The sequence below is a fragment of the Serratia sp. AR11 genome (assembly GCF_056376275.1).
The window spans coordinates 5,151,298-5,173,045 of sequence record NZ_CM150739.1 but is presented as its reverse complement, the minus strand read 5'-3'; the positions used below and the strand labels follow the sequence as shown (position 1 = coordinate 5,173,045).

Below are 21,748 nucleotides of genomic sequence, written 5' to 3'. Positions count from 1 at the left end.
AAACACTCACTAACGGCGCGAGGAAGGAACCCGCCGAAGGGGCGGGAAGAGGATTATGCGGAGGTTTCAACGTCCTGCGGATACTGACGCGCCCAGGCCTCAAAGCCACCGTCAATGCTGTATACCGCGTCAAACCCCTGATGTAGCAGGTATTGCGCCGCGCTGCGGCTGCTGTTGCCGTGGTAGCACATCACCATCACCGGCCGTTCAAAATCATTCTGCTGCATAAAAGTCTGCAGGCTGGCGTTGGTGAGATGAAAAGCGCCCGGTGTGTGCCCGGCTTCAAAACTCTGTGGATCGCGGATATCAACCAGGGCGGCGCTGCCGTCTTTCCAACGGCTGTATGCCTGCTCAACGTTGATCGCTTCAAACTGTTCCATGACTTCCGACTGCCTCGTAATTAGATAATGTCGCTATTGTAACCAACTCCGAGGCAATTAAGACCAGAGCGACGTTGTGGGTTTGGGGAGCGTATATTTTTGAAATTTATCCTGTGGGCTGACAGCCATGTCTTTAGGGACAGAAACAAAAAAACCGCCGAGGGGGCGGTGTTTTTGTGCTAGTCCGGTAAGCGGCCATTCCAGCAGGTTCGGTACTAATGTAATGCAAGCACGATCCGGTGTTCATATTTTGTTCTGCTTAACATGAAGTGTCAAGTGTCAGGTCAGCATAAAAGGCATATAGTGCTTGTGGGCTTTTCCGCCACCTTAAGCAAGTGGGCATCGGTTTTGGGGAAAGGATTCCAATAGCCGTAAATGCAAGCACGACCCGGTGCTTGTCTTTCACGGCAATATCGCCGGTGGTGTTGCCGTGAAGCGGTTTGAGCATGGACCGCACAATGAAACGATACTTTTGTGTTGTGCTCGTTGTATCTGGTGTGATGTTGTCGTCTGGAAAGGGAAGTTGGAATCTCTCCGACAACGTTATTTCAGTAACAATCTATCACCAGAGCAAGTAAGCCAGATGGCCGCTTGGCGGCCATCTTTTCACATCAAAAGTACTTCCGTTAAGCGCCATATCCCATCATCTTCAGCAGCTGTTGTGCCTGCTGCACTGCTTCCTGGCGGTGGGCCACACCCAGCTTCTGGTACAGGTTACGAATATGGGTTTTGATGGTAGTGGCGGCCACTGCCAGTTCGCCGGCGATCTGGTCGTTGCTGTAACCGGAATAAATCAGCCCCAGCACCTGCCATTCGCGCTGTGTCAGCGGACTGGTGCGGATCAGCTCGGGCACTTGTGGGTGGGTTAGCAGCTTATCGACGAAGTTCTCGTCAAAATGCGCAAACTTATGCCGATGATGCTGATTGATGTCGCGCAGGATACGTTGGGCGCGGTGGTTTTCCAGCTCCGGCAGCGTATTGAGCTGGATCAGTTGGCGTAGCTGCTGCGCCATCGCCTCGCCTTCAATGACGAAGTGACTGATAAATCCGGTACGACTGGCCAGTGACAGTGCTTCCATCAGCACCTTTTGTGCGTCGCTTTTGCGCTCCATCTGCCAGTAAAGTTGGTTGCTGAGCAGCAGGTTACGGTTCAGATCGCTGACCAGCCGCAGGCGTCGGGCGTTTTCGTTGAGTTCATCCAATACCACTTCGGCCTCTTCATACTGGCCCAGCATGATTTGTACCCGGGCAATGTTGCGCCACTGGCCCTGCATAAAGTGGTTATCCGCCATGCCCGGCTTTTCAGTCTGGCGCAGCCATTGGGCAGCGGCGGTAGTATCGCCGGTCATCTGCCAGTGGATCACCCGCGGTTTGTCGGCGTTGGTCAGCCAGTCGCGATGGTACTGGGTACCGTGCAGCAGCACTTCGCAACGCTGCATGTGCGCATTGGCGTTATCGAGATCGCCACGGGCCAGAGAGCACTTGGCCAGCATGGCGATGCACTGCAACTGTTGCTGGGGCTGGTAGTTGGCCAGGATTTTCAGACCTTCGCGCGCCGCGTCTTCCGCTTCGTCCAGCCGCGACCATGACCACAGGATCTGTGAACGGATGCGCAGCAGGAACTCATGCATCGGCAACTGTTCCAGGTGCTGTTCACGTACCAGTTCAAACGCCTTGTCCTGTGTCTCAAAGGCGGCCTGCAGGAAACCCTGAGCAATCAGGATCTCGCTCTGCTGCAACAGTGCCCACAGCGCATAGTGGTAAGCCTGATGGCGTCGCGCCATCTGCTCGGTTTGTTGCATCATCGGCAGTGCACGGGCCAGTTCGCCCTTGCAGTGGTGGACTTCACCGGTCACCGAGGTGGCGACAATGCGGCTGTAATAGCTGGATAGTGGCAGGAACTTCAGCGCCTCTGTCGCCAGGCGTTCGGCTTCTTCCGGTTTACCGGCGTTGATCGCCACCTGGGCGCGCAGGGCGTCAAATTCGGCCTCCAGGGTGCGATCGACCTCAATTTTTTGCTCACGCATCGCCTGTTCGGCGCGTTCCAGCAGGGTGTTCACTTCGCTGTAGCGGTGCTGACTTTGCGCTAGCCAGGCCTGCAGCAGCGCCAGTTTGGGATTTTGGATCAGCCGTTCATAGGGGAGCGCATTCAGACACTCTTCCAGCAAGGCCAATTCGCTGTGATGGAACAGCGACCAGGCGTGCTGCAGCAGGATGTCGCGCAGCATGCTGACGTCGCTGGCGGCCAGCGCGTGGTGAATAGCCTCTGCCGGGTAACCCAGCGCCAGCCAGCCTTCGGCGGCGGCACGGTGCAAGCCGGGTAGTTCCAGCGCCAGTTCCCATTGGCAGCGTTGACGCAGGAAAGTGGCGAACAGCGGATGGAAGCAGAACCACTCACCGCTGTCGTCCATACGGTGGATAAATAACCCCTGACGTTCCAGTTCTTCCAGCCGTTGCTGGCCGTTGTCTTCGCCGGTCAGACGTACGATCAGTGCATCATTCATCGAGCGCAGCACCGAACAGCGCAGCAGGAAGGCGCGCGCCTCGGCGTCGACGTGATCCAGCACTTCGTCTACCAAATAATCCGACAGATGGCTGGCGTTCAGCCCGGCCAGGCGCTTGGCGGACTGTTGGGCGGAGGAGGTCGACTGCCGGGCGGACAGGGCGATCAACTGCAGCGCGGTGGCCCAACCTTCAACCTCATCGCACAGGCGGCTGCTGTCTTGCGATTCCATTGGTGACACCAGGCGGCAGTCGAAGAACTGTTTGGCTTCCTGATGGGTAAATGCCAACTGTTGCGTACCCATTTCCAGCAGTTGGTCGCGCACGCGCAAATTGGCAATGCCGAGCGGCGGCAGGGTGCGGGACAGCAGGATCAGCGTCAGGTTTTCCGGCTGGTGGCGCAGGAAGAAGCGCATGGCTTCATGAATGACATCATTGGTGATCAGGTGGTAGTCATCAATCACCAGATACAGCGGTTGGTGCCAGTCGGAAAGTTCGATAAACAGTTGGGCAAACAGCGCCGACAGGCTGGCGTACTGATGCTTTTGGCTCAGCGCCTCGCTCTTCACGCAGTGACCGCCGCTGGCGAGTTGCAGGGCGGCGATCAAATAGCTTGCGAAACGCTCGGGCTGGTTGTCGCTTTCATCCAGCGAATACCAGCCCAAATCTGATTTGCCGGCCGCCCATTGTGCGACCAGCGTCGTTTTTCCGTATCCCGCAGGGCAATTGACCAATGTCAGGCGATAGTTGGCCGTGCTGGCCAGTTTGGCCAACAGGCGATCGCGGATCACGGTATTTTGCAGCCGTACCGGGCGGCTCAGTTTTGATGGGATCAGCATAGTATTCCAGAGTGAAAAGCGCGGTTCCCGCCGCCGTAGGCCTGCCCGATGGCGTTTTATTCATCGCGACGCCTGCCGGGATCGGAGTGAGGCTAATTATTTTATGGCTCGTAATTAATCCCCCTCCTAACTTCTGACAACGTTAAACGTATTGCAACAAGGTTCAGCATTGGCTTGGAGTTAAATTGCTATTGATCACACTTTTTTACGTTTGCAGGCAAATCCCTGTGGAATCGCGGCGTGGTGGAGCGGTTTGGTGACGCAGATGCAGAAAAGCATTTCTGGCTGTGTGCAACACTATAGCCGCTGCAATAACTATGCTAACGTCATTGAACAAGTTTTCACCTTATTCTCAGTGCTCGCTGCCTTCGTCGGTGGGCTTTTTTGCATGATGCAAGGGAGTCAAAAAGTGCCTGAGATCACAATTTTAGCTACGCCCCAATCCTCCTCCCCAGCTAATCCCCAGGCGGGATGATGCCTTCATTCTTTCTCCCCGGCACGATAACGGTAATTTGACCCACTTACTGGATAGAGAGTTTTCCTTATGTCACAGCCTATGCTTAAAAAGGATGCTTTTCTGGCGGCACTGACCCGTCAGTGGCAACAGTTTGGCCTCAGTTCTGCACAACAGATGACCCAGCACCAATGGTGGGAAGCAGTCAGCCGCGCCCTGGCCGAGCAGCTTGCTGCACAGCCTGCGCCGCGTAAAAGCAATAAGCCGTTGCGCCATGTGAACTACATTTCGATGGAGTTTTTGATTGGTCGCCTGACGGCCAACAACCTGATTAACCTGGGCTGGTACGACACCGTCGAACAGGCATTGGCGGAACAGGATATCAAGCTGGCGGACCTGCTGGAGCAGGAAACCGATCCGGCGTTGGGCAATGGCGGGCTGGGGCGTCTGGCGGCCTGTTTCTTGGACTCGATGGCCACAGTGGAACAACCGGCCACCGGCTACGGGCTAAATTACCAGTATGGGTTGTTCCGTCAGTCATTTAGCGGCGGCCAGCAGCAAGAAGCCCCGGACAACTGGCAGCGCGAAAGCTACCCGTGGTTCCGCCACAATGCGGCGCTGTCGGTGGATGTGGGTATCGGCGGCAAACTGGAGAAACTGGCCGATGGCCGCGAGCTGTGGCGCCCTGAGTTTACCCTGCGCGGTGAAGCCTGGGATCTGCCGGTGTTGGGCTTCCGTAATGGCGTGACCCAGCCGCTACGCCTGTGGCAGGCCACCCATCAGCATCCGTTTGATCTGAGCGATTTCAACGATGGCAAATTCCTGCAGGCGGAGAAGCAGGGCGTGGAAGCCGCCAAGCTGACCAAGGTGCTGTATCCGAATGATAACCACCAGGCGGGCAAGCGCCTGCGCCTGATGCAGCAATACTTCCAGTGTGCCTGTTCGGTGGCCGATATTCTGCGTAAGCACCATCTGGCGGGCCGCAAGATTGAAGACCTGCCGAAGTACGAAGTGATCCAGCTCAATGATACTCACCCGACCATCGCCATTCCGGAAATGCTGCGCATTCTGCTCGATGAGCACCAGTTGGACTGGGAGGCCGCCTGGGCTATTACCAGCAAAACCTTCGCCTACACCAACCATACCCTGATGCCGGAAGCGCTGGAGTGCTGGGATGAGAAGCTGGTGCGCAGCCTGCTGCCGCGTCATTTCTCCATCATCAAACAGATCAACGCCAACTTCAAAAAGCTGGTGGATAAACACTGGCCGGGCGACGACGCGGTGTGGGCCAAGCTGGCAGTGCATCATGATAAACAGGTGCGGATGGCTAACCTGTGCGTGGTCAGCGGCTTCGCGGTCAACGGCGTGGCACAGTTGCACTCCGATCTGGTGGTGAAGGATCTGTTCCCGGAATACCACCAATTGTGGCCCAACAAATTCCATAACGTCACCAACGGCATTACGCCACGCCGCTGGCTGAAGCAGTGTAACCCGGCGCTGTCAGGGTTGATTGACGAAACGCTGAAGGTGGAGTGGGCCAATGACCTTGACGCTCTGAAAGGGCTGGAGAAATACGCCGATGATGCGGCGTTCCGTCAGCGTTATCAGCAAATCAAACGCGATAACAAAGTCGTGTTGGCAAACTATGTGCACGACGTGATGGGGCTGACGCTCAATCCGGACGCGATTTTCGACGTGCAAATCAAACGCCTGCACGAATACAAACGCCAGCATTTGAACCTGCTGCACATTTTGTCGCTGTATCGCCAACTGCGCGATAACCCGCAGCTGGATATCGTGCCACGGGTGTTCCTGTTCGGCGCCAAAGCGGCACCGGGCTACTATCTGGCGAAAAACATCATTTACGCGATCAATCAGGCGGCGGAAAAGATCAACAACGATCCGCTGGTGAAGGATCGACTGAAAGTGGCGTTTATTCCTGATTACCGCGTGTCTGTCGCTGAACTGATGATCCCGGCGGCGGATATTTCCGAGCAGATCTCGACCGCTGGCAAAGAGGCTTCCGGCACCGGCAATATGAAGCTGGCGTTGAACGGCGCGCTGACCGTCGGCACTCTGGATGGCGCCAACGTGGAAATCGCCGAGCAGGTGGGTGAAGACAACATCTTTATCTTCGGTAACACCGTGGATCAGGTGAAGGCGCTGCTGGCGAAAGGCTATGACCCGCTCAGCTATCGCAAGAAAGACAAGCACCTGAAGGCGATCCTGGACGAACTGGCGAGCGGCGCATTCAGCCACGGCGACAAGCATGCATTCGACATGATGCTGCACAGCCTGCTGGAAGGTGGCGACCCTTATTTGGTGCTGGCGGACTTTGCTTCTTATTGCAAAGCTCAACAGCAGGTAGATGAACTCTATCGTGACCGTGATGAGTGGACGCGCCGTACTATTCTTAACACCGCGCGGGTCGGTATGTTCAGCTCGGATCGGATCGCTCGATCCGCGACTACCAACAGCGTATCTGGCAAGCCAAACGTTAAGGAGAGCGAATGGATCGCAAGGTCATCGATCAGGCGGCAGCTCAGGCGGGTATCGCTGCCGATTATATTAATGCCCACGGTCAACAGCAGGCGATCGCTGAGGACACCAAGCGCCGACTGCTGGACGCCATGGGGCGCAGCACGACCCCGCAGGAGGCCGTAGTACTGCCACTACCGGCGGTGAAGGTCTTCTATCAGGGGGCGCCGGTGGCGTTGCCGCTGGCAGGGAGCGGCGAGTATCTGTGGACGCTGCAGCGCGAAGACGGTGGCCAGCAACAGGGGCGCGCCAGTGCGCGTAAAACCTTTACCCTGCCGGTTGAGTTACCGCCGGGGTACCACCAACTGACGCTGAAACAGGGCGAGCAGCAGTGGCAGTGCCGGCTGATCGTGGCACCGAAACGCTGCTTTGAACCGGATGCCTTGCTGACCGGAAAGAAGTTGTGGGGCGCTTGCGTCCAGCTTTATACCCTGCGATCCGACAGTAACTGGGGCATCGGTGACTTTGGCGATCTGCGCCAGATGGTGGAGCAGGTCGGTGAAAGGGGCGGTGCTTTCGTTGGACTGAACCCGATCCATGCGCTGTATCCTGCCAACCCGGAAAGCGCCAGCCCGTACAGCCCGTCATCGCGCCGCTGGCTGAACGTGATTTATATCGATGTGAACGCGGTGGAAGATTTCCAGCGCAACGAGGCCGCGCAGCGATGGTGGTTGAAACCGGCCACGCAAAAGAAACTGGCCGCCGCGCGCAGCAGCGAACTGGTGGATTACAGCACGGTGACGCAGCTTAAGCTGGCGGCGTTGACGCTGGCATTCCCGCAGTTCCAGGCGCGCAAAGCGGGTGACGAGCAGCGTCAGGCATTTGAGCAGTTTGTTCTCGAAGGTGGCGAAAGCCTGTATCAACAAGCGGCCTTTGATGCGCTGCATGCCCATTTGGCCGCCACAGACAGCAGCCTGTGGGGCTGGCCGGTCTGGCCTGAACAATATCAACAGGGCGACAGCGCTGCGGTGCAGCAATTTTGTCAGCAGCAGCAGGCGCAGGTGCAGTTTTACCTGTGGCTGCAGTGGCTGGCCGCCAGCCAGTTCGCCGATTGTTTCCGCCTGAGTCAGCAACAGCAGATGCCGATTGGCCTGTACCGGGATTTGGCGGTCGGCGTGGCAGAAGGGGGTGCGGAAACCTGGTGCGAGCGCGATCTTTATTGTCTGAAAGCCTCGGTGGGGGCGCCGCCGGACATTCTGGGGCCGCTCGGACAAAACTGGGGCCTGCCGCCGATGGACCCGCATGTGATGGCGGCGCGCGGCTACCAGCCGTTTATCGATCTGCTGCGTGCCAATATGACCAGCTGCGGCGCGCTGCGCATTGATCATGTGATGGCGTTACTGCGCCTGTGGTGGATCCCCTACGGTGAAACTGCGGTTCACGGTGCCTATGTGAAATACCCGGTGGATGACCTGTTGGCGGTGCTGGCGCTGGAAAGCCAACGCCACCGCTGTATGGTGATTGGCGAAGACCTCGGTACCGTTCCGGTTGAGATTGTCGCGAAGTTGCGCGACAGCGGGGTCTATTCCTATAAGGTGCTGTATTTCGAACGTGACGGTGAGAACCATTTCCGCGCGCCGCAGGCCTATCCGGTGCAGGCCATGGCGACCATTACCACGCACGATCTGCCGACGCTGCGCGGCTATTGGCAAAGTGGTGACCTGCAGTTGGGCAACCAATTGGGGTTGTATCCGGATGCGGAGATCCTGAAAGAGCTGTTTGCCGACCGTGAGCGAGCCAAGCAGGGGTTGCTGGACGGGCTGCACCACTATGGTTGTGTGCCGCAGAAGGTAGGAAAAAAGGCGGCGTTGCTGAATATGAGCCCGCTGCTTAACCGGGGCTTGCAGCGTTACGTTGCCGACAGCGCCAGCGCGTTGCTGGGTCTGCAGCCGGAAGACTGGCTGGACATGGCGGATCCGGTCAATATTCCCGGTACCAGCAGTCAGTACCCTAACTGGCGGCGTAAATTGACCCAAACGCTGGAGGAGATGTTTGCCGACCAACAGGTCAACCGCTTACTGAAGGATTTGGACAAGCGGCGGCGTAAGGTATCGGTAGGGTAATTGAGTTAAAAATGCCGGATTGGGTAAACCGAATCCGGCATTTTTTTATCCGCTGTGGGGCATGTTGCCCTGGAACAGGGGATTAATAATAAGAGTGCTCGCCGCGCTGGTGTTCGGTCAAATCGCGCACGCCTTTCAGTTCAGGGAACTTCTGCAGCAGCTCTTTCTCGATGCCTTCCTTCAGGGTCACATCGACCATGGAACAACCGTTACAGCCGCCACCGAACTGCAGGATCGCCAGGCTGTCGTCAGTGATTTCCATCAGCGTCACACGGCCACCGTGGCCTGCCAGCTGTGGGTTGATCTGTGACTGCAGTACGTATTCAACACGCTCCATCAGCGGTGCGTTGTCGTCCACTTTGCGCATTTTGGCGTTTGGCGCTTTCAGCGTCAGCTGCGAGCCCAGTTGGTCGGTGACGAAGTCAATTTCGGCATCGTCCAGATAAGGTTTGCTCAGTTCGTCGATATAGGCGGACAGTTTTTCGAACTTCAGCTCGGTGTCTGTTGCTTCTACCGCGTCCGGCGGGCAATAAGAGACACCGCATTCGGCCGTAGGCGTACCCGGGTTGATCACGAATACGCGGATTTGGGTGCCTTCCTCTTGATTTGCCAGCAGTTTGGCAAAGTGTTCCTGTGCAGTATCTGTTATACGAATCATGGCATTAGCTCGTTAGTTCAAATAGTTGACTTTAATACTAGGTTATAATACGCCCATTGCCGTGGCACTACAACGTGCGGCAAACGCACCAAATCTGTATTGATGCCACGCCCTGCCGCTGCAACAACCTGGCAATTTCCGCCACCGTGCTGCCCGTCGTGACTACATCGTCCAGCAGGGCGATGTGTCGGCCCTCGAGGGATTCGTGGCAACGAAATGCTCCGCGCAGATTACGCCGCCGCATGCGGGCCGGCAACCCCTGCTGTGGGGCGGTTTTGCGTACCCGGCTCAGTGCGGCGGGGCGGTAGTCGCAGCCCAACCAGTAGGCCAGCGGTCGTGCCAGCAGACTGCTCTGGTTATAGCCGCGTCGCCAGCAACGTTTTGCCTGCAAGGGTACCGCTAAAATCACATCGGGTCTGTTCAAATACTGCTCTCGATGCGCTTGTTGCCAGTTTAGCAAAATTAGCCGAGCCAGCAGCGGCGCCAGCTCCGGCGTATGCTGAAACTTGAATTTTTTGATTAGCTGACGCAATGGGGCCTGATAATCGCCGACGAACACCAGTGCCTGCCAGGGGGGCGGTTGCTGCAGGCAGCGGCCACAGGGTAATGCGGTATCGCCAGCGGGCAGGCCGCAGCGGGGGCAGCATAAGGGCTTGGTCGGCAGGTGGCGCAGGCAATAGCTGCAAATGCCATGATGGCTGAGGCGTAATGGCTGTCGGCATAGCCAACAGCGGCTGTAGATTGATAGCATAGCCGTCCTCCCTGACGGATGAGAATGAAAGGACAATAACCGATGACAGCGTTGTACTGGCAAACAATAGGTGAAGGCGATCGCGATCTTGTGCTGCTGCACGGCTGGGGGCTGAACGCGGAAGTATGGAGTTGCATGCTTGAGCGGCTGACGCCGCATTTTCGTCTGCATCTGGTCGATCTGCCGGGTTATGGCCGCAGCCAGGGATTTGCTGCCATGTCGCTTGAGCAAATGGCGGAAATTGTGTTGGACGCCGCGCCGGCGCAGGCCTGGTGGTTAGGTTGGTCGCTCGGCGGGTTGGTGGCCAGCCAGATTGCGTTGACGCAGCCACAACGGGTGCATGGGTTGATTACCGTGTCTTCTTCACCCTGCTTTGCGGCACAGGATGATTGGCCGGGGATCCGCCCTGAGGTGCTAAGCGGTTTTCAGCATCAGCTGAGCCAGGATTTCCAGCGCACCGTAGAGCGTTTTCTGGCATTACAAACGTTGGGCACGGAAAGTGCGCGGCAGGACGCCCGTTTGCTGAAATCGGTGGTGCTTAACCAGCCGATGCCGAGCGTTGAAATACTGAACGGCGGGCTTGAGATACTGCGGACCGCTGACTTGCGCCAGTCGCTGGCGGGGCTGTCACTGCCACTGTTGCGGATTTACGGTTATCTGGACGGATTAGTGCCGCGTAAGGTCGCCGGATTGCTCGACGTCAGTTGGCCGCACTCGTCATCAATCATCATTGCGAAAGCGGCTCATGCGCCATTCATTTCCCAGCCTGATGAATTTGCAGAAATTATTGGCACTTTTGTGGCCGAAAATGGGATCTGCCGCCAAAACGCACAATAAAGCGCTAAAAAAAGAGCGGTTTAGTGGATAAAAAATAAAGCTGTCCGATACTTAAGGGGGTAACTGCGTTGGTTGAAAATGAAAAAATCGCCCATGGTTTTTTCACTTTGGCGTTTCGTCTCTGGGAAACGGCTCTCGTCAGGGAAAGCAACGAGGTCAGCAGATGTCACGGCAACTGGTGTTATGACGCATTTACTCTGGACAGCTTTCATAATAAATAAACTATCCATTGAGAGGTAATGTAATGAAATCTTTGAAAATGATTATTGCCGCGTTAGTTGTAGGTTCAGTGTCTTTCAGCACCATGGCAGCCACCCTGCTGACCAAGGAAGATCTGGCCAAGAATCCGGGTAAATACGAGAAAGTGGGTTCGGTGTCTACTACCGCACAGACCACGTCGCCAATGGATGCAAAAGAAGAACTGTCCAAACTGGCTGATGAGAAAGGCGGTCAGTATTATGTGATCATTGCTGGCCGTGAACACGGTAAATTCAGCGCTACTGCTGACGTGTATAAAGACAAATAATAACGATTGAATCAGTTAAGTTGGGGCGTGCTTTGTGCTGCGCCCCAACCTCCATTACTTCAAACGATACACCACGGTACTGCTGCACTTCTGGCCCTCAGGGCAGCTCTTGCAACTGCCGCTCAGGCAGGCGCTGTTATCCTGCTCGATTCGCTCTACTTTCCCCATCGCGATTAAACGCTCCAGCATGGCCTGCACTAACGGCAGCGGGGCGGCCAACTGACGGCTGAGTTGCAGCGCCTGCACGTTTCCGTGCAGCGCCAATGCATCGCGGATCTGCAACAGGCCGGCCATCAGTGACAGTTTCCCTTGCCACTCTGACAGCATGCCGCAGGTGTGGCGTTGCCCAGGCGAACCGTTACCCGGCTGCGCGCCCGGCGTAGGCCGAACAGGATCAACAGATTGAACAGCACCACAATGGTTATCGCCGTCAGGCTGTACTGCGGGTGCTGGCCGAAGGTGGCGACCTGATAAAACAGCGTGGCCAACGAGTAAGCGACATTCAGTCCCCAGAGAATGGAGAAGGTCATCCAGCCACGGCTGGATTCACGGGCGATAGCCCCCATGACCGAGACGCAGGGGACGTATAGCAACACGAAAATCAGGTAGCTGTAGGCGGAAATCCCGGAACCGAATTTACTGCTCATCATGCCCATCGAGCCGACATCCATTTCCCCGTCACCCTTGCTGGCCTCAATCGGGTTGGACAGTACGCTCAGGCTGAAGGTGTCTTTCAAGCCTTGCCAGGTGGTCTCCAGGGCACCGCCCAGTTCGTCCAACAGATTAAAGTTGGCAGCGTCAAACTCGGTGTTATTGATGCGTTCGGCGGTGTACAGCGTGTTCAGCGTGCCGACCACCACTTCTTTCGCCATGGCCCCGGTGACCAGGCCGACGGTGGCCTGCCAGTTATCATTGTGTACGCCCATTGGCTCTAGCAGCGGTGTCAGCACCTTGGAAACCGATGCCAGCGCGGAGTCATTGATGTTATCCACCGGCTTGCCGCTGAATGAAAAGCTGTTCAGGCCGCCAATGAAGATGCTGGCAATCACAATTACTTTACCGGCACGCAGGACGAAGCCTTTCAGTCGCTGCCAGGTTTGCAGCAGCAGGCTTTTCAGGTGCGGCACGTGGTAGACCGGCAGCTCCATAACGAAGGGGGAGGCTTCGCCGCGCATGATGGTGTACTTCAACACCAGCCCGGTGAGGATCGCCACCACAATGCCGAGCATATACAGGGAGAACACCACGCCCGCGCCGTCCTGGCCGAAGAAGGCGGCGGCAAACACGGCGAAGATTGCCAACCGGGCGCCACAGGACATAAATGGCGCCATCATGATGGTCATCAGGCGTTCGCGCTGAGCATCCAGCGTGCGTGCGCCCATGATGGAGGGCACGTTGCAGCCGAAACCGACAATCAACGGCACGAAAGATTTACCCGGCAGTCCGAGTGCCTGCATCAGACGATCCATCACGAAGGCCGCTCGCGCCATGTAGCCGGAGTCTTCAAGGAATGACAGGAACAGATACATCATGCCGATTTGTGGCACCAGCGGCAGCACGGTATTGATACCGCCACCGACCCCCTGCGCCAGGAAAATCGTCAGCCATTCCGGGAAATGCAGGGTGTAGCCCAGCCATTGAATTCCCTGGATAAAGATGGCCGCTGAGCCAATATCGAAAATAGGCTGTAGCGCACCGCCGATGTTGATCGCCAGCAGGAACATCAGATACATCACCAGCAGGAAGATCGGTACCCCCAGCCAGCGATTGAGGATCACTTTATCCAATGCTTCGGTCAGGCGGTTCGGCATCGCCTGCTGAGAATTACTGACGGCGTCACACAGGGTGGTGATTGACTGATAGCGCGCATCGGCGATCACCAGTGCCGGGTCTTCCTGTTGCTGCTGTCGCAGTGCCTCTTTGGCTGCCGGCAGCAGAGCTGCTGCCGGGCCGGCCAAAGTATGGCTGTAGATATCGCCCTCCAGCATTTGCAGTGCCAGCCAGCGACGTTGTTCGCTTGGCAAGTTTTGCGGCATCGCGTCGCTCAGCGTGGTCATTTCTTTCAGCAGCACCGGTGGGTAGAGCACCAGCGCTTTCAATTCGTTGAACTGATGATTGTCGATCATTTGCTTTAACACGCCAATACCGTCGGCCTTGGTGGAGACCAGCGGTACCACCGGGCAGCCGAGGCGTGCGGACAGTGCGGCAATATCAATATCAATTTTCTGACTTCTGGCAATATCCAGCATGTTCAGCGCGACGATGCAGGGAATACCCAGCTCCAGCAGTTGCAGCGTCAGGTACAGATTGCGCTCCAGATTGGAAGCGTCGACCACGTTGATCAGCAGATCGGCGTCGCCGCTCAGAATGTAGTGGCAGGCGATCTGTTCGTCGAGTGAGGTTTGCTCCGAGATGGTGGTCAGGGAGTAGGTGCCGGGCAGATCGACCAGTTTGACCTGGGATTGCGGCGTGGTGAACAGGCCTTCTTTACGTTCTACCGTCACCCCCGCCCAGTTACCAACCCGCTGGCGCGCCCCGGTAAGCTGGTTAAACAGCGTCGTCTTGCCGGAATTAGGATTTCCTATTAAGCCAATAGTGAGTTTTTTCATAATGTTGCGTGATATCAGTCAAGGGAAATGGGGCCAGGCAATGTGCATGGCCAAGGCAAGGCGGCTCAGCGTCAGGATTGACCGTCGAGCAGGATCAGGGCCAGATCTTTCCTGCGTAGCACCAGGCTGACGCGGCGGGTTTTAATTTCTATTGGGTCACCCAGCGGCGCTACGCGCACTACTTCAAACGATGAACCCGGCAGCATGCCGAGGGATAAAAGTTTCTGGCGGTAGGCTGGGCCAATGTCATTGGCGAAGCCGGCGATCTTATACGATCGTTTAGGCTGAAGATGCATGTAACCTTCCCTGAGCCCAGCTTATTGGGCCGATGATGATAAAAGAACGTTCCTGAGGCAGCGCCGAGCAAAGCTACGGGCTGCCGACGTTTTCAATCCATGAGGTAATGCAGTGAACACGCAAAATAATAATAGTGAGAATCATTATCGTATTCAATACAAAAAATAGGGGTATTGGTAACCAAAGGTTGTGGCGATCACATTTTACGATCGGGATTGCCTGACAGGACTACTTTTATCACCCGCTCTGGCGGGGTGCAAATGCGAATGGTGAGTTAAATCAGTTACGTGATTGTAGTAATTTTTTCCAGATTGAAAAAATTAGCGACACATTCAATAGTCATGATCCGGCAGCGTTACTATTGGTATTTATTTGGCAACATCTCATCGGTTGAATACGAGCGGTAACTATTTGTGTTTCTCTGAGAAATACCAAAATGAGAACATGATTGTTAATAACGGTGTTAATTGATGGCTATGCAGCGCTATTTTCAGGCCTGAAACAGCGGGTCATTATGGCTGTTGGCAAGATTGAAGAAATATGCAGGTTTATTGAGGCGGGTCAAAAATTGCGGTGATAGTTCGGCAGGAAAGGGCGGAGTAAACTCCGCCCTGCATCCCATAGGCCTGGTCAGGGCCTGATTAAGATTTTTTGCCGAATGCCGCCGCCAGCGCATCACCCATGGCGCTGTTACCCGCCGAGGTGTTGTTGTTGCCGCGTGGTTTGGCCTTATTGGCCGGTGCCCGGTTGGCGTTGTCCCTGGCCGGGGCGGCGTTACCGCCGCGGCGTGGTGAACCTTCACCCGGTTGCTCGTCCAGACGCATGCTCAGCGCGATGCGTTTGCGCTGCAGGTCCACTTCCATCACCTTCACTTTGACGATGTCACCGGCTTTCACCACGGTGTGCGGATCTTCGACAAACTTGTCCGCCAACGAGGAGATATGCACCAGACCGTCCTGATGCACGCCGATATCGACAAAGGCCCCGAAGTTGGTGACGTTGGTCACTGAACCTTCCAAAATCATCCCCGGCTGCAGGTCGCTCAGGGTTTCAACGCCCTCGGCGAAGGTGGCGGTTTTGAATTCCGGACGCGGATCGCGGCCCGGTTTCTCCAGCTCTTTCAGGATGTCGGTCACCGTTGGCACGCCGAACTTGTCGTCGGTGAAATCGCTGGCCTTCAGGCTGCGTACCGCTGCCGGGTTACCCATCAGATCCTGTAGTGCCTGGCGGGTGGCGGCCAGAATGCGTTCGACCACCGGGTAGGTTTCCGGGTGAACGGTCGAGGCGTCCAGCGGGTTGTCGCCGTGGTTGATACGCAGGAAGCCGGCGCACTGCTCGAAGGCTTTTGGCCCCAGGCGGCTGACTTTCAACAGCTGTTCGCGGTTGCTGAAACGGCCATTCTCATCACGCCAGGTGACAATATTCTGCGCCATCATGCGCGTCAGGCCGGCTACGCGGGTCAGCAGCGGCACCGAGGCGGTGTTCAGATCGACCCCGACGGCGTTTACGCAGTCTTCAACCACCGAATCGAGTTTTTTCGCCAGTTGGCTTTGGCTGACATCGTGCTGGTACTGACCAACACCGATGGATTTCGGATCGATTTTGACCAGTTCGGCCAGCGGATCCTGCAGGCGACGGGCGATGGAGACGGCGCCACGCAGCGAGACGTCGAGATTCGGGAACTCCAGCGCCGCCAGTTCGGAGGCGGAATATACCGAGGCACCGGCTTCGCTGACGATCACTTTCTGCGCTTTGACTTCGCCGAATTGCTGTTGCAAATCAAGATAAAAACGCTCGGTCTCACGCGATGCGGTACCGTTGCCGATGGCGACCAGTTCCACTTTGTGTTTGATGCACAGTGCCGCGACGATGGCCGCGGCTTTGGCGGCCTGGCCGGTATGCGGGTAGACGGTGTCGGTGGCGACCAGCTTGCCGGTGGCATCCACCACCGCCACTTTCACCCCGGTACGCAAGCCCGGATCCAGCCCCATGGTCGCGCGCATGCCGGCCGGTGCGGCCATCATCAGATCGTGCATGTTACGGGCGAAGACGTTGATTGCTTCATCTTCCGCACGTTCGCGCAGGGTGCTCATCAGTTCGGTTTCCAGATGCAGCAGCACCTTGATGCGCCAGGTCCAGTTGACCACCGCTTTGCGCCAGGCGTCTGCCGGGGCGTTATTCAGGCGCAGATCGAGATGGCTGATGATGATCTGTTCCGCCTGGCTTTCGCGCGGCGCTTCTTCAAACTGCGGGTCGGCGTTCAGCGCCAGTTGCAGCACGCCTTCGTTGCGGCCACGGAACATGGCCAGCGCACGGTGTGAAGGCACCTGGGCAATAGGTTCGTGGTGATCGAAGTAGTCGCGGAATTTCGCGCCGGCTTCTTCTTTGCCTTCCACCACTTTGGAGACCAGATGCGCATGCTTCCACAGGTAATTACGAACCTTGGCCAGCAGCGCGGCGTCTTCGGCGAAACGCTCCATCAGGATGTAACGCGCGCCGTCGAGGGCGGCTTTCACGTCCGCTACGCTCTTGTCGGCATCAACGTAGCCTTCGGCCAGTTGTTCAGGCTGCTGCTGAGGATCTTGCCACAGGGTGTTTGCCAGGGGCTCCAGACCGGCTTCAATCGCGATCTGGCCACGGGTGCGGCGCTTGGGTTTGTACGGCAGGTAGAGATCTTCAAGTTCGGTTTTGCTTTGCGTGGCGGTGATCGCCCCCGCCAGCTGTTCGGTCAGTTTGCCCTGCTCGTCGATCGATTTAAGGATGGTCTGACGGCGGTCTTCCAGTTCACGCAGATAACCCAGGCGGGTTTCCAGCTGGCGCAGTTGGGTATCGTCCAGACCCCCGGTGACTTCCTTACGATAGCGTGCAATAAAGGGCACGGTATTACCTTCATCCAGCAGACGGATGGCGGAGTCAACTTGCTCCGGCCGGGCCTGCAGTTCTGTTGCAATAATGCGGCTCAGTGGGTCATTCATATGTCTGGTATCTGTTGGGAATGGTTAGTAAACAGGGGGACAGTTATACGGATTGCGCGGGGAAAATGCCAGTGAAGCGGGCCGCCTCTCGGCAGCCATGGCGCGCAAAACGGCCTGTACCGCGGCGGCGGGCGGCCGCTCGGAAAAAACTGAAATCTTTTAAGTTTGATTTTAGCCCGAGATACTCGGGCCTAGCGCACCGAGGGGCAACTCCGGCGGGCAAGCCCGCTACGACCCCTTCGGCACGCTCTCCCTAATAATGGACTTGTTAGTCGCCAGCTCTATTTAACGTACTCGATCTCATTCACAAACCACAGCGCATCTCCTGCCGGAGTGTTGACGGTGGCGGCGTCCCCCACTTCTTTTTTCAGCAGGGCGCGGGCCATCGGTGAATCGATGGAGATGTAGTCCCGGCGGCCAAAAATCTCGTCATAGCCGACGATGCGAAAGCGTTTGATCTCACCGTCTTCGTTTTCTACCGCTACCCAGGCACCAAAGAAGACTTTGCCTTCCTGCTGCGGCGAGTAGTCGACCACCTTCAACTGTTCGAGGCATTTGGTCAGGTAGCGCACGCGGCGATCGATTTCCCGCAGCCGTTTTTTGTTGTACTGATAGTCGGCATTTTCACTTCTGTCGCCGAGGCTGGCCGCCCAGGTCACTTTTTTAGTGACCTCTGGCCGATCTTCGCGCCAGAGGTAGTCCAGCTCTTGTTTCAGTTTGTCGTACCCTTCACGGGTGATCAGCGGTGTTCTCATGCAACCTGTTGCCATGGCAATAGTGGAACCTATAGCGCGAAGTGTACGACAGATGCGGGGCCAGAGGCATCGAAAATAGGGGCCGTTACGACGCGTTGTCGGCAATCGTGACCGACATCGCACCGATGCGCTCGATGTTGACCTCGATACGATCGCCGGCCTGTATCGGTGAGACGCCGGATGGCGTACCGGTATAAATCACGTCTCCCGGCCACAGGGTAAACATCGCCGAGGCATAGGCAATCAGGCGTTGTACGTTATAAATCAGGTGGCGGGTGTTGGAGTGCTGCCTGAGTTGGCCGTTGACCCGAATGCTGAGATCCAGGGTGTTCGGATCGCCGATTTCGTCAGGGGTGACAATCCACGGGCCGAGTACCGAAAACCCATCGGCCGATTTACGAAAAGAGGGAAACTCCGAGCCGCGTACGGTCATGTCTATGCCGATACTGTAGCCGAACACCACCTCAAGGGCCTGTTCGAGAGGTACGTGGCGCGCGCGTTGGCCAATGATCACCGCCAGTTCGACCTCTGGGTCGGTGCGTCGCTCGGGAGCAGGCAAGTTTATGATCTCGTTCGGCCCGCACAATGAGCTGTTGGCCTTGAGAAACAGACCGTATTCGCTGATATCGGTGTAGACCTTGCCGTGGTTGATTTGTTGATCGGCATTGGCTTCGGCGATGTGGTCACGGTAATTGATTGGCGCGCCGAGAAGCTTGCCTGGGTTGGCTACCGGTGCGTTCAGGCTCACCTGTTCCAGCGGATAGCTTACCAGTCGCTCCCAGTTTGCACCCAGCTGCGAGGCAATGTCGGGGAAATGGCTAATCATCCAGTCGGCAGGCGGTGCGGGCCAGTGGGCGGGGGTTATGGCGTGAAACATCGGCGTGATGTCGTACACGCGCTGTTGCCGGATGATCCCTATCCGATCCTGGTTAAAGCGGCAAATCTTCATGATATAGATCCTCTGAAGGTGGCAATGCAAGGGAGGCTCACGATGAGCCGAGGGGTAAAACCGACGGCATCAGCCGTCCGGCGTGATTTCATGGCGCCAGATCCCCAGTTTTTCCAGCACCGGGCGATCGGAAAAGCTGAAACAGACCGTATCGCCGTCAGGTGCCGACAGGCGATAGCTGAGCCACGAAGGCAGGGCAAAGATATCTTTCGGTTTTAGTCGGAAGCAGACACCTCCCGTCAGCTTTATTTCCAGCTCCCCCTCCATCACCACCAGCACCTGGCTGGCATTGCCGCGTTGGGCGAGGGTGGTAAAGCCTCCTGGCAGCAACATGATGACCGTGCCAAGGGTGGGAATAGCCCAATCACCGCTGGCCGGATTGATGTAGCGCAGGCTGATGGCGTTGGCCGGGTCGATCTCGCTGCAGCGATGTAATTGTTCCAGTGCTTCGCGGGTGCGCTGATACGGATAGTTAAATATCGGCGAGGGCTGGCTTTGCCTCGTTGGCCGGTATTCCAGCGGTATCAGGCCGGCACCGTAGCGGGCCAGGGCATCACCTTCCGGGCGTGGCTCCAGCGTTTGGCCCGCGGGCAGGCGGTCTTGCCGAAACCCGGCCTTGAGAAAGTGCAGCAGCGGGGCATCCAGGCCATCGAGCCAGAATATCGGTTTATCGGTATCATTCTGGTGCTGGTGCCAACGCCATGAAGGGGTAATGATAAAATCCCCCGGATGCAGAGTGGTCTGCTCGCCGTCCACCGTGGTGTTGCCGCCCTCGGCTTCCAGAATAAAGCGCAGGGCGGTGGGCGTGTGGCGATGCAGCGGGGCCACTTCCCCCGGCAGCACCATTTGCATCCCGGCGTACAGCGTGTCGGTGATGCGCGACGAACCCGGCGGCAGCGATGGGTTTTCCAGTACCAGCACGCGGCGTTCGGCACGTTCGAGGTCGATCTGCGAGCCGATATCCAGCAGCGCTTTTTTCACCTCGACGTAATGCCACTGGTAAGGCGTGGCCTGAGGTTCTGGGTGATTGGGAACCAGACCATGCAGTGACTCCCACAGCGGAAACAGGTGCTTTTTTTGCAGTTGCTGAATATCGATGCTCATTTAGTCCTCCCTTTGTGGGGCAGAAACCCCCACATTTTGATAGACGTGTTTGTATTCGATAAAACTGTCCAGTGAGGCGATGCCGTTCAAACGGCCAAGGCCGCTCTGCTTGTATCCGCCCTCTTCGAACTCATCGTGAATTTGCGCCCAGTCATTGATCCACACGCTACCGGCCTGAATTTCCCGCGCGACGCGGTGCGGACGGTTGGCATCCATTGACCAAATGCTGGCGGCTAACCCGTAGTCGCTATGATTGGCGGAAGCGATCGCCTGTGCTTCGTCGTCAAACACCTCCAGCGTCAACACCGGGCCGAAAACTTCCTGCTGCACAATGTCCATATCGCTGTTGGGCACTTCCAGCAGGGTCGGCCGGTAGAACGCACCTTTGGCCAGGGGGCCTTCCACTACCGGTCCACCGCGAACCACGGCCTTGGCCCCCTGGGCCAGCGCGGCAGTGACCATGGCATCGACCCGCAGGACGCTTTGTTGGTCGATCAACGGCCCCAACTCAACGCCCGCCTCCAGCGATGGCCCGATTTTTACCGCCTCCAGCAAGGCGGCCATGCGGGCTTTAACCTGCGGATAGATAGCGCGCTGCACCAGAAAACGGCTGCCGGTAACACAGAATTGACCGCTGAAAGTGGTGAGTGAACGCACGATCATCGGCAAGGCGCGATCCAGGTCGGCGTCTTCGAACAACAGGTGCGGCGTTTTCCCACCTAATTCCAGCGAGATGCGTTTGACCCGCTGCATGGCGTTGGCCGCCAATGTGCGTCCGGTGCGGGTGCTGCCGGTAAAACTGATGCCCGGGACTGCCGGGCTGCTGACCAGCAACATGGCACCTTCGCTGCCGCTTTCGGTGAACAGGTTCACCACCCCCTGCGGCAGGCTGTCGACTTCGGCCAGAATGCGGGCGAATGCCGCGTTAACCTGAGCGGTCTGAGCCGGAAGTTTGATGACGACGGTATTGCCCGCGGCCAACGCCGGGGCCAGCGATCTGATGGTGAGAATGGCCGGTGAATTCCACGGAGTGATCACCCCGACCACGCCCAGTGGCTCGTACAGCACCCGGGATAAGGCACCGGGCTGGATCTCCATGGCACGCCCGTAAGTGGTCAGGGCCAGTGCGGCGGCATAGCGCAGTTTGCTGGGAATGAACTGAACCTCAAAGCGGGCTTCGCTCAGCGGTTTACCGTTGTCTTGCGCCAGGATCCGGGCCAGGGCTTCCGCATGTTGTTCAAATCGATCGGCCATTTGATTCAGGCAGCGGGCCCGCAGCTGCCGGTCGCGGCTCCAGGCCGGCACAAATGCGCGTTGGGCGGCGGCAATCGCCATCGCGGCTTCCTCGGTGCCGCCGTCGGCAAATTCTCCCAGTTCGGAGCCATCCGCCGGGCTGATACTGATGCCTTGTTTGGGCGAATCCAGCCATTGGCCATCGATCCAGTGCAGTGCTTTTGGCCTGGCTGAGTGGGTCTGGTCACCTGTCTGCATAACCGCTCCTGTGATGCATT

Annotated in this window: 15 protein-coding genes and 1 pseudogene; 4 read left to right on the top strand and 12 right to left on the bottom strand. The window is 57.2% G+C overall.

The features are described from left to right. Positions 1–53: 53 nt before the first annotated feature. Both glpE and malT read right to left on the bottom strand, forming a co-directional pair. The gene (gene glpE / locus ACSOSI_RS24455) at positions 54–380 is read right to left on the bottom strand and encodes a thiosulfate sulfurtransferase GlpE (RefSeq protein ID WP_012147313.1); all 327 of its coding nucleotides are present in this window, start codon (positions 378–380) and stop codon (positions 54–56) included. Between the two features lie 626 nt (positions 381–1,006). After that, complete coding sequence (gene malT, locus ACSOSI_RS24450) at positions 1,007–3,721, bottom strand: HTH-type transcriptional regulator MalT (RefSeq protein ID WP_017894307.1); 2,715 nt, start codon at positions 3,719–3,721, stop codon at positions 1,007–1,009. 544 nt (positions 3,722–4,265) lie between these two features. On the opposite strand from malT, the pseudogene malP reads away from it, so the two are divergent. Both malP and malQ read left to right on the top strand, forming a co-directional pair. Then, a pseudogene (malP, locus tag ACSOSI_RS24445) lies at positions 4,266–6,676 on the top strand (maltodextrin phosphorylase). A gap of 9 nt (positions 6,677–6,685) precedes the next feature. After that, complete coding sequence (gene malQ / locus ACSOSI_RS24440) at positions 6,686–8,776, top strand: 4-alpha-glucanotransferase (RefSeq protein ID WP_476706285.1); 2,091 nt, start codon at positions 6,686–6,688, stop codon at positions 8,774–8,776. Positions 8,777–8,858: 82 nt separating this feature from the next. On the opposite strand, the gene nfuA is transcribed toward malQ, so the two are convergent. Then, positions 8,859–9,434, bottom strand: a complete 576-nt coding sequence (gene nfuA, locus ACSOSI_RS24435; RefSeq protein ID WP_012147309.1) for a Fe-S biogenesis protein NfuA — start codon at positions 9,432–9,434, stop codon at positions 8,859–8,861. 67 nt (positions 9,435–9,501) lie between these two features. After that, positions 9,502–10,185, bottom strand: coding sequence for a DNA utilization protein GntX (gene gntX, locus ACSOSI_RS24430; protein ID WP_476706284.1), 684 nt, complete (start codon positions 10,183–10,185; stop codon positions 9,502–9,504). A gap of 42 nt (positions 10,186–10,227) precedes the next feature. On the opposite strand from gntX, the gene bioH reads away from it, so the two are divergent. Both bioH and ACSOSI_RS24420 read left to right on the top strand, forming a co-directional pair. Continuing rightward, positions 10,228–11,022, top strand: coding sequence for a pimeloyl-ACP methyl ester esterase BioH (gene bioH, locus ACSOSI_RS24425; protein ID WP_476706283.1), 795 nt, complete (start codon positions 10,228–10,230; stop codon positions 11,020–11,022). 244 nt (positions 11,023–11,266) lie between these two features. Then, the gene (locus ACSOSI_RS24420) at positions 11,267–11,548 is read left to right on the top strand and encodes a YdgH/BhsA/McbA-like domain containing protein (protein ID WP_012147306.1); all 282 of its coding nucleotides are present in this window, start codon (positions 11,267–11,269) and stop codon (positions 11,546–11,548) included. Positions 11,549–11,602: 54 nt separating this feature from the next. Here the strand turns inward: ACSOSI_RS24420 and ACSOSI_RS24415 are convergent, their stop codons facing one another. The 8 genes from ACSOSI_RS24415 to ACSOSI_RS24380 form a co-directional block, all read right to left on the bottom strand. Then, positions 11,603–11,842, bottom strand: a complete 240-nt coding sequence (locus ACSOSI_RS24415; protein WP_012147305.1) for a FeoC-like transcriptional regulator — start codon at positions 11,840–11,842, stop codon at positions 11,603–11,605. Continuing rightward, positions 11,842–14,157, bottom strand: a complete 2,316-nt coding sequence (gene feoB, locus ACSOSI_RS24410; RefSeq protein WP_476706282.1) for a Fe(2+) transporter permease subunit FeoB — start codon at positions 14,155–14,157, stop codon at positions 11,842–11,844. Before feoB ends, ACSOSI_RS24415 begins: the two co-directional genes overlap by 1 nt. Positions 14,158–14,228: 71 nt before the next feature. After that, the gene (gene feoA / locus ACSOSI_RS24405; protein WP_012147303.1) at positions 14,229–14,453 is read right to left on the bottom strand and encodes a ferrous iron transporter A; all 225 of its coding nucleotides are present in this window, start codon (positions 14,451–14,453) and stop codon (positions 14,229–14,231) included. Positions 14,454–15,095: 642 nt separating this feature from the next. Next, entirely contained in the window at positions 15,096–17,429 is a 2,334-nt protein-coding gene (locus ACSOSI_RS24400) for a Tex family protein (RefSeq protein ID WP_476706281.1), read from the bottom strand. A 281-nt stretch (positions 17,430–17,710) separates the two neighbouring features. Continuing rightward, positions 17,711–18,184 (bottom strand): transcription elongation factor GreB, encoded by a 474-nt coding sequence (greB, locus tag ACSOSI_RS24395; RefSeq protein WP_476706280.1) that lies wholly within the window; start codon positions 18,182–18,184, stop codon positions 17,711–17,713. Positions 18,185–18,269: 85 nt separating this feature from the next. Beyond that, positions 18,270–19,133 (bottom strand): fumarylacetoacetate hydrolase family protein, encoded by an 864-nt coding sequence (locus tag ACSOSI_RS24390; RefSeq protein WP_017894297.1) that lies wholly within the window; start codon positions 19,131–19,133, stop codon positions 18,270–18,272. 69 nt (positions 19,134–19,202) lie between these two features. Further along, positions 19,203–20,237 (bottom strand): cupin domain-containing protein, encoded by a 1,035-nt coding sequence (locus tag ACSOSI_RS24385; protein ID WP_476706279.1) that lies wholly within the window; start codon positions 20,235–20,237, stop codon positions 19,203–19,205. Next, positions 20,238–21,728, bottom strand: coding sequence for an aldehyde dehydrogenase family protein (locus ACSOSI_RS24380; RefSeq protein WP_476706278.1), 1,491 nt, complete (start codon positions 21,726–21,728; stop codon positions 20,238–20,240). Positions 21,729–21,748: the final 20 nt, after the last annotated feature.

Bases quoted from the DNA above. Each gene is read 5' to 3' on its own strand.
- glpE (WP_012147313.1), bottom strand. From the start codon at position 380: ATGGAACAGTTTGAAGCGATCAACGTTGAGCAGGCATACAGCCGTTGG.
- malT (WP_017894307.1), bottom strand. From the start codon at position 3,721: ATGCTGATCCCATCAAAACTGAGCCGCCCGGTACGGCTGCAAAATACC.
- malQ (WP_476706285.1), top strand. From the start codon at position 6,686: ATGGATCGCAAGGTCATCGATCAGGCGGCAGCTCAGGCGGGTATCGCT.
- nfuA (WP_012147309.1), bottom strand. From the start codon at position 9,434: ATGATTCGTATAACAGATACTGCACAGGAACACTTTGCCAAACTGCTG.
- gntX (WP_476706284.1), bottom strand. From the start codon at position 10,185: ATGCTATCAATCTACAGCCGCTGTTGGCTATGCCGACAGCCATTACGC.
- bioH (WP_476706283.1), top strand. From the start codon at position 10,228: ATGACAGCGTTGTACTGGCAAACAATAGGTGAAGGCGATCGCGATCTT.
- ACSOSI_RS24420 (WP_012147306.1), top strand. From the start codon at position 11,267: ATGAAATCTTTGAAAATGATTATTGCCGCGTTAGTTGTAGGTTCAGTG.
- ACSOSI_RS24415 (WP_012147305.1), bottom strand. From the start codon at position 11,842: ATGGCCGGCCTGTTGCAGATCCGCGATGCATTGGCGCTGCACGGAAAC.
- feoB (WP_476706282.1), bottom strand. From the start codon at position 14,157: ATGAAAAAACTCACTATTGGCTTAATAGGAAATCCTAATTCCGGCAAG.
- feoA (WP_012147303.1), bottom strand. From the start codon at position 14,453: ATGCATCTTCAGCCTAAACGATCGTATAAGATCGCCGGCTTCGCCAAT.
- ACSOSI_RS24400 (WP_476706281.1), bottom strand. From the start codon at position 17,429: ATGAATGACCCACTGAGCCGCATTATTGCAACAGAACTGCAGGCCCGG.
- greB (WP_476706280.1), bottom strand. From the start codon at position 18,184: ATGAGAACACCGCTGATCACCCGTGAAGGGTACGACAAACTGAAACAA.
- ACSOSI_RS24390 (WP_017894297.1), bottom strand. From the start codon at position 19,133: ATGAAGATTTGCCGCTTTAACCAGGATCGGATAGGGATCATCCGGCAA.
- ACSOSI_RS24385 (WP_476706279.1), bottom strand. From the start codon at position 20,237: ATGAGCATCGATATTCAGCAACTGCAAAAAAAGCACCTGTTTCCGCTG.
- ACSOSI_RS24380 (WP_476706278.1), bottom strand. From the start codon at position 21,728: ATGCAGACAGGTGACCAGACCCACTCAGCCAGGCCAAAAGCACTGCAC.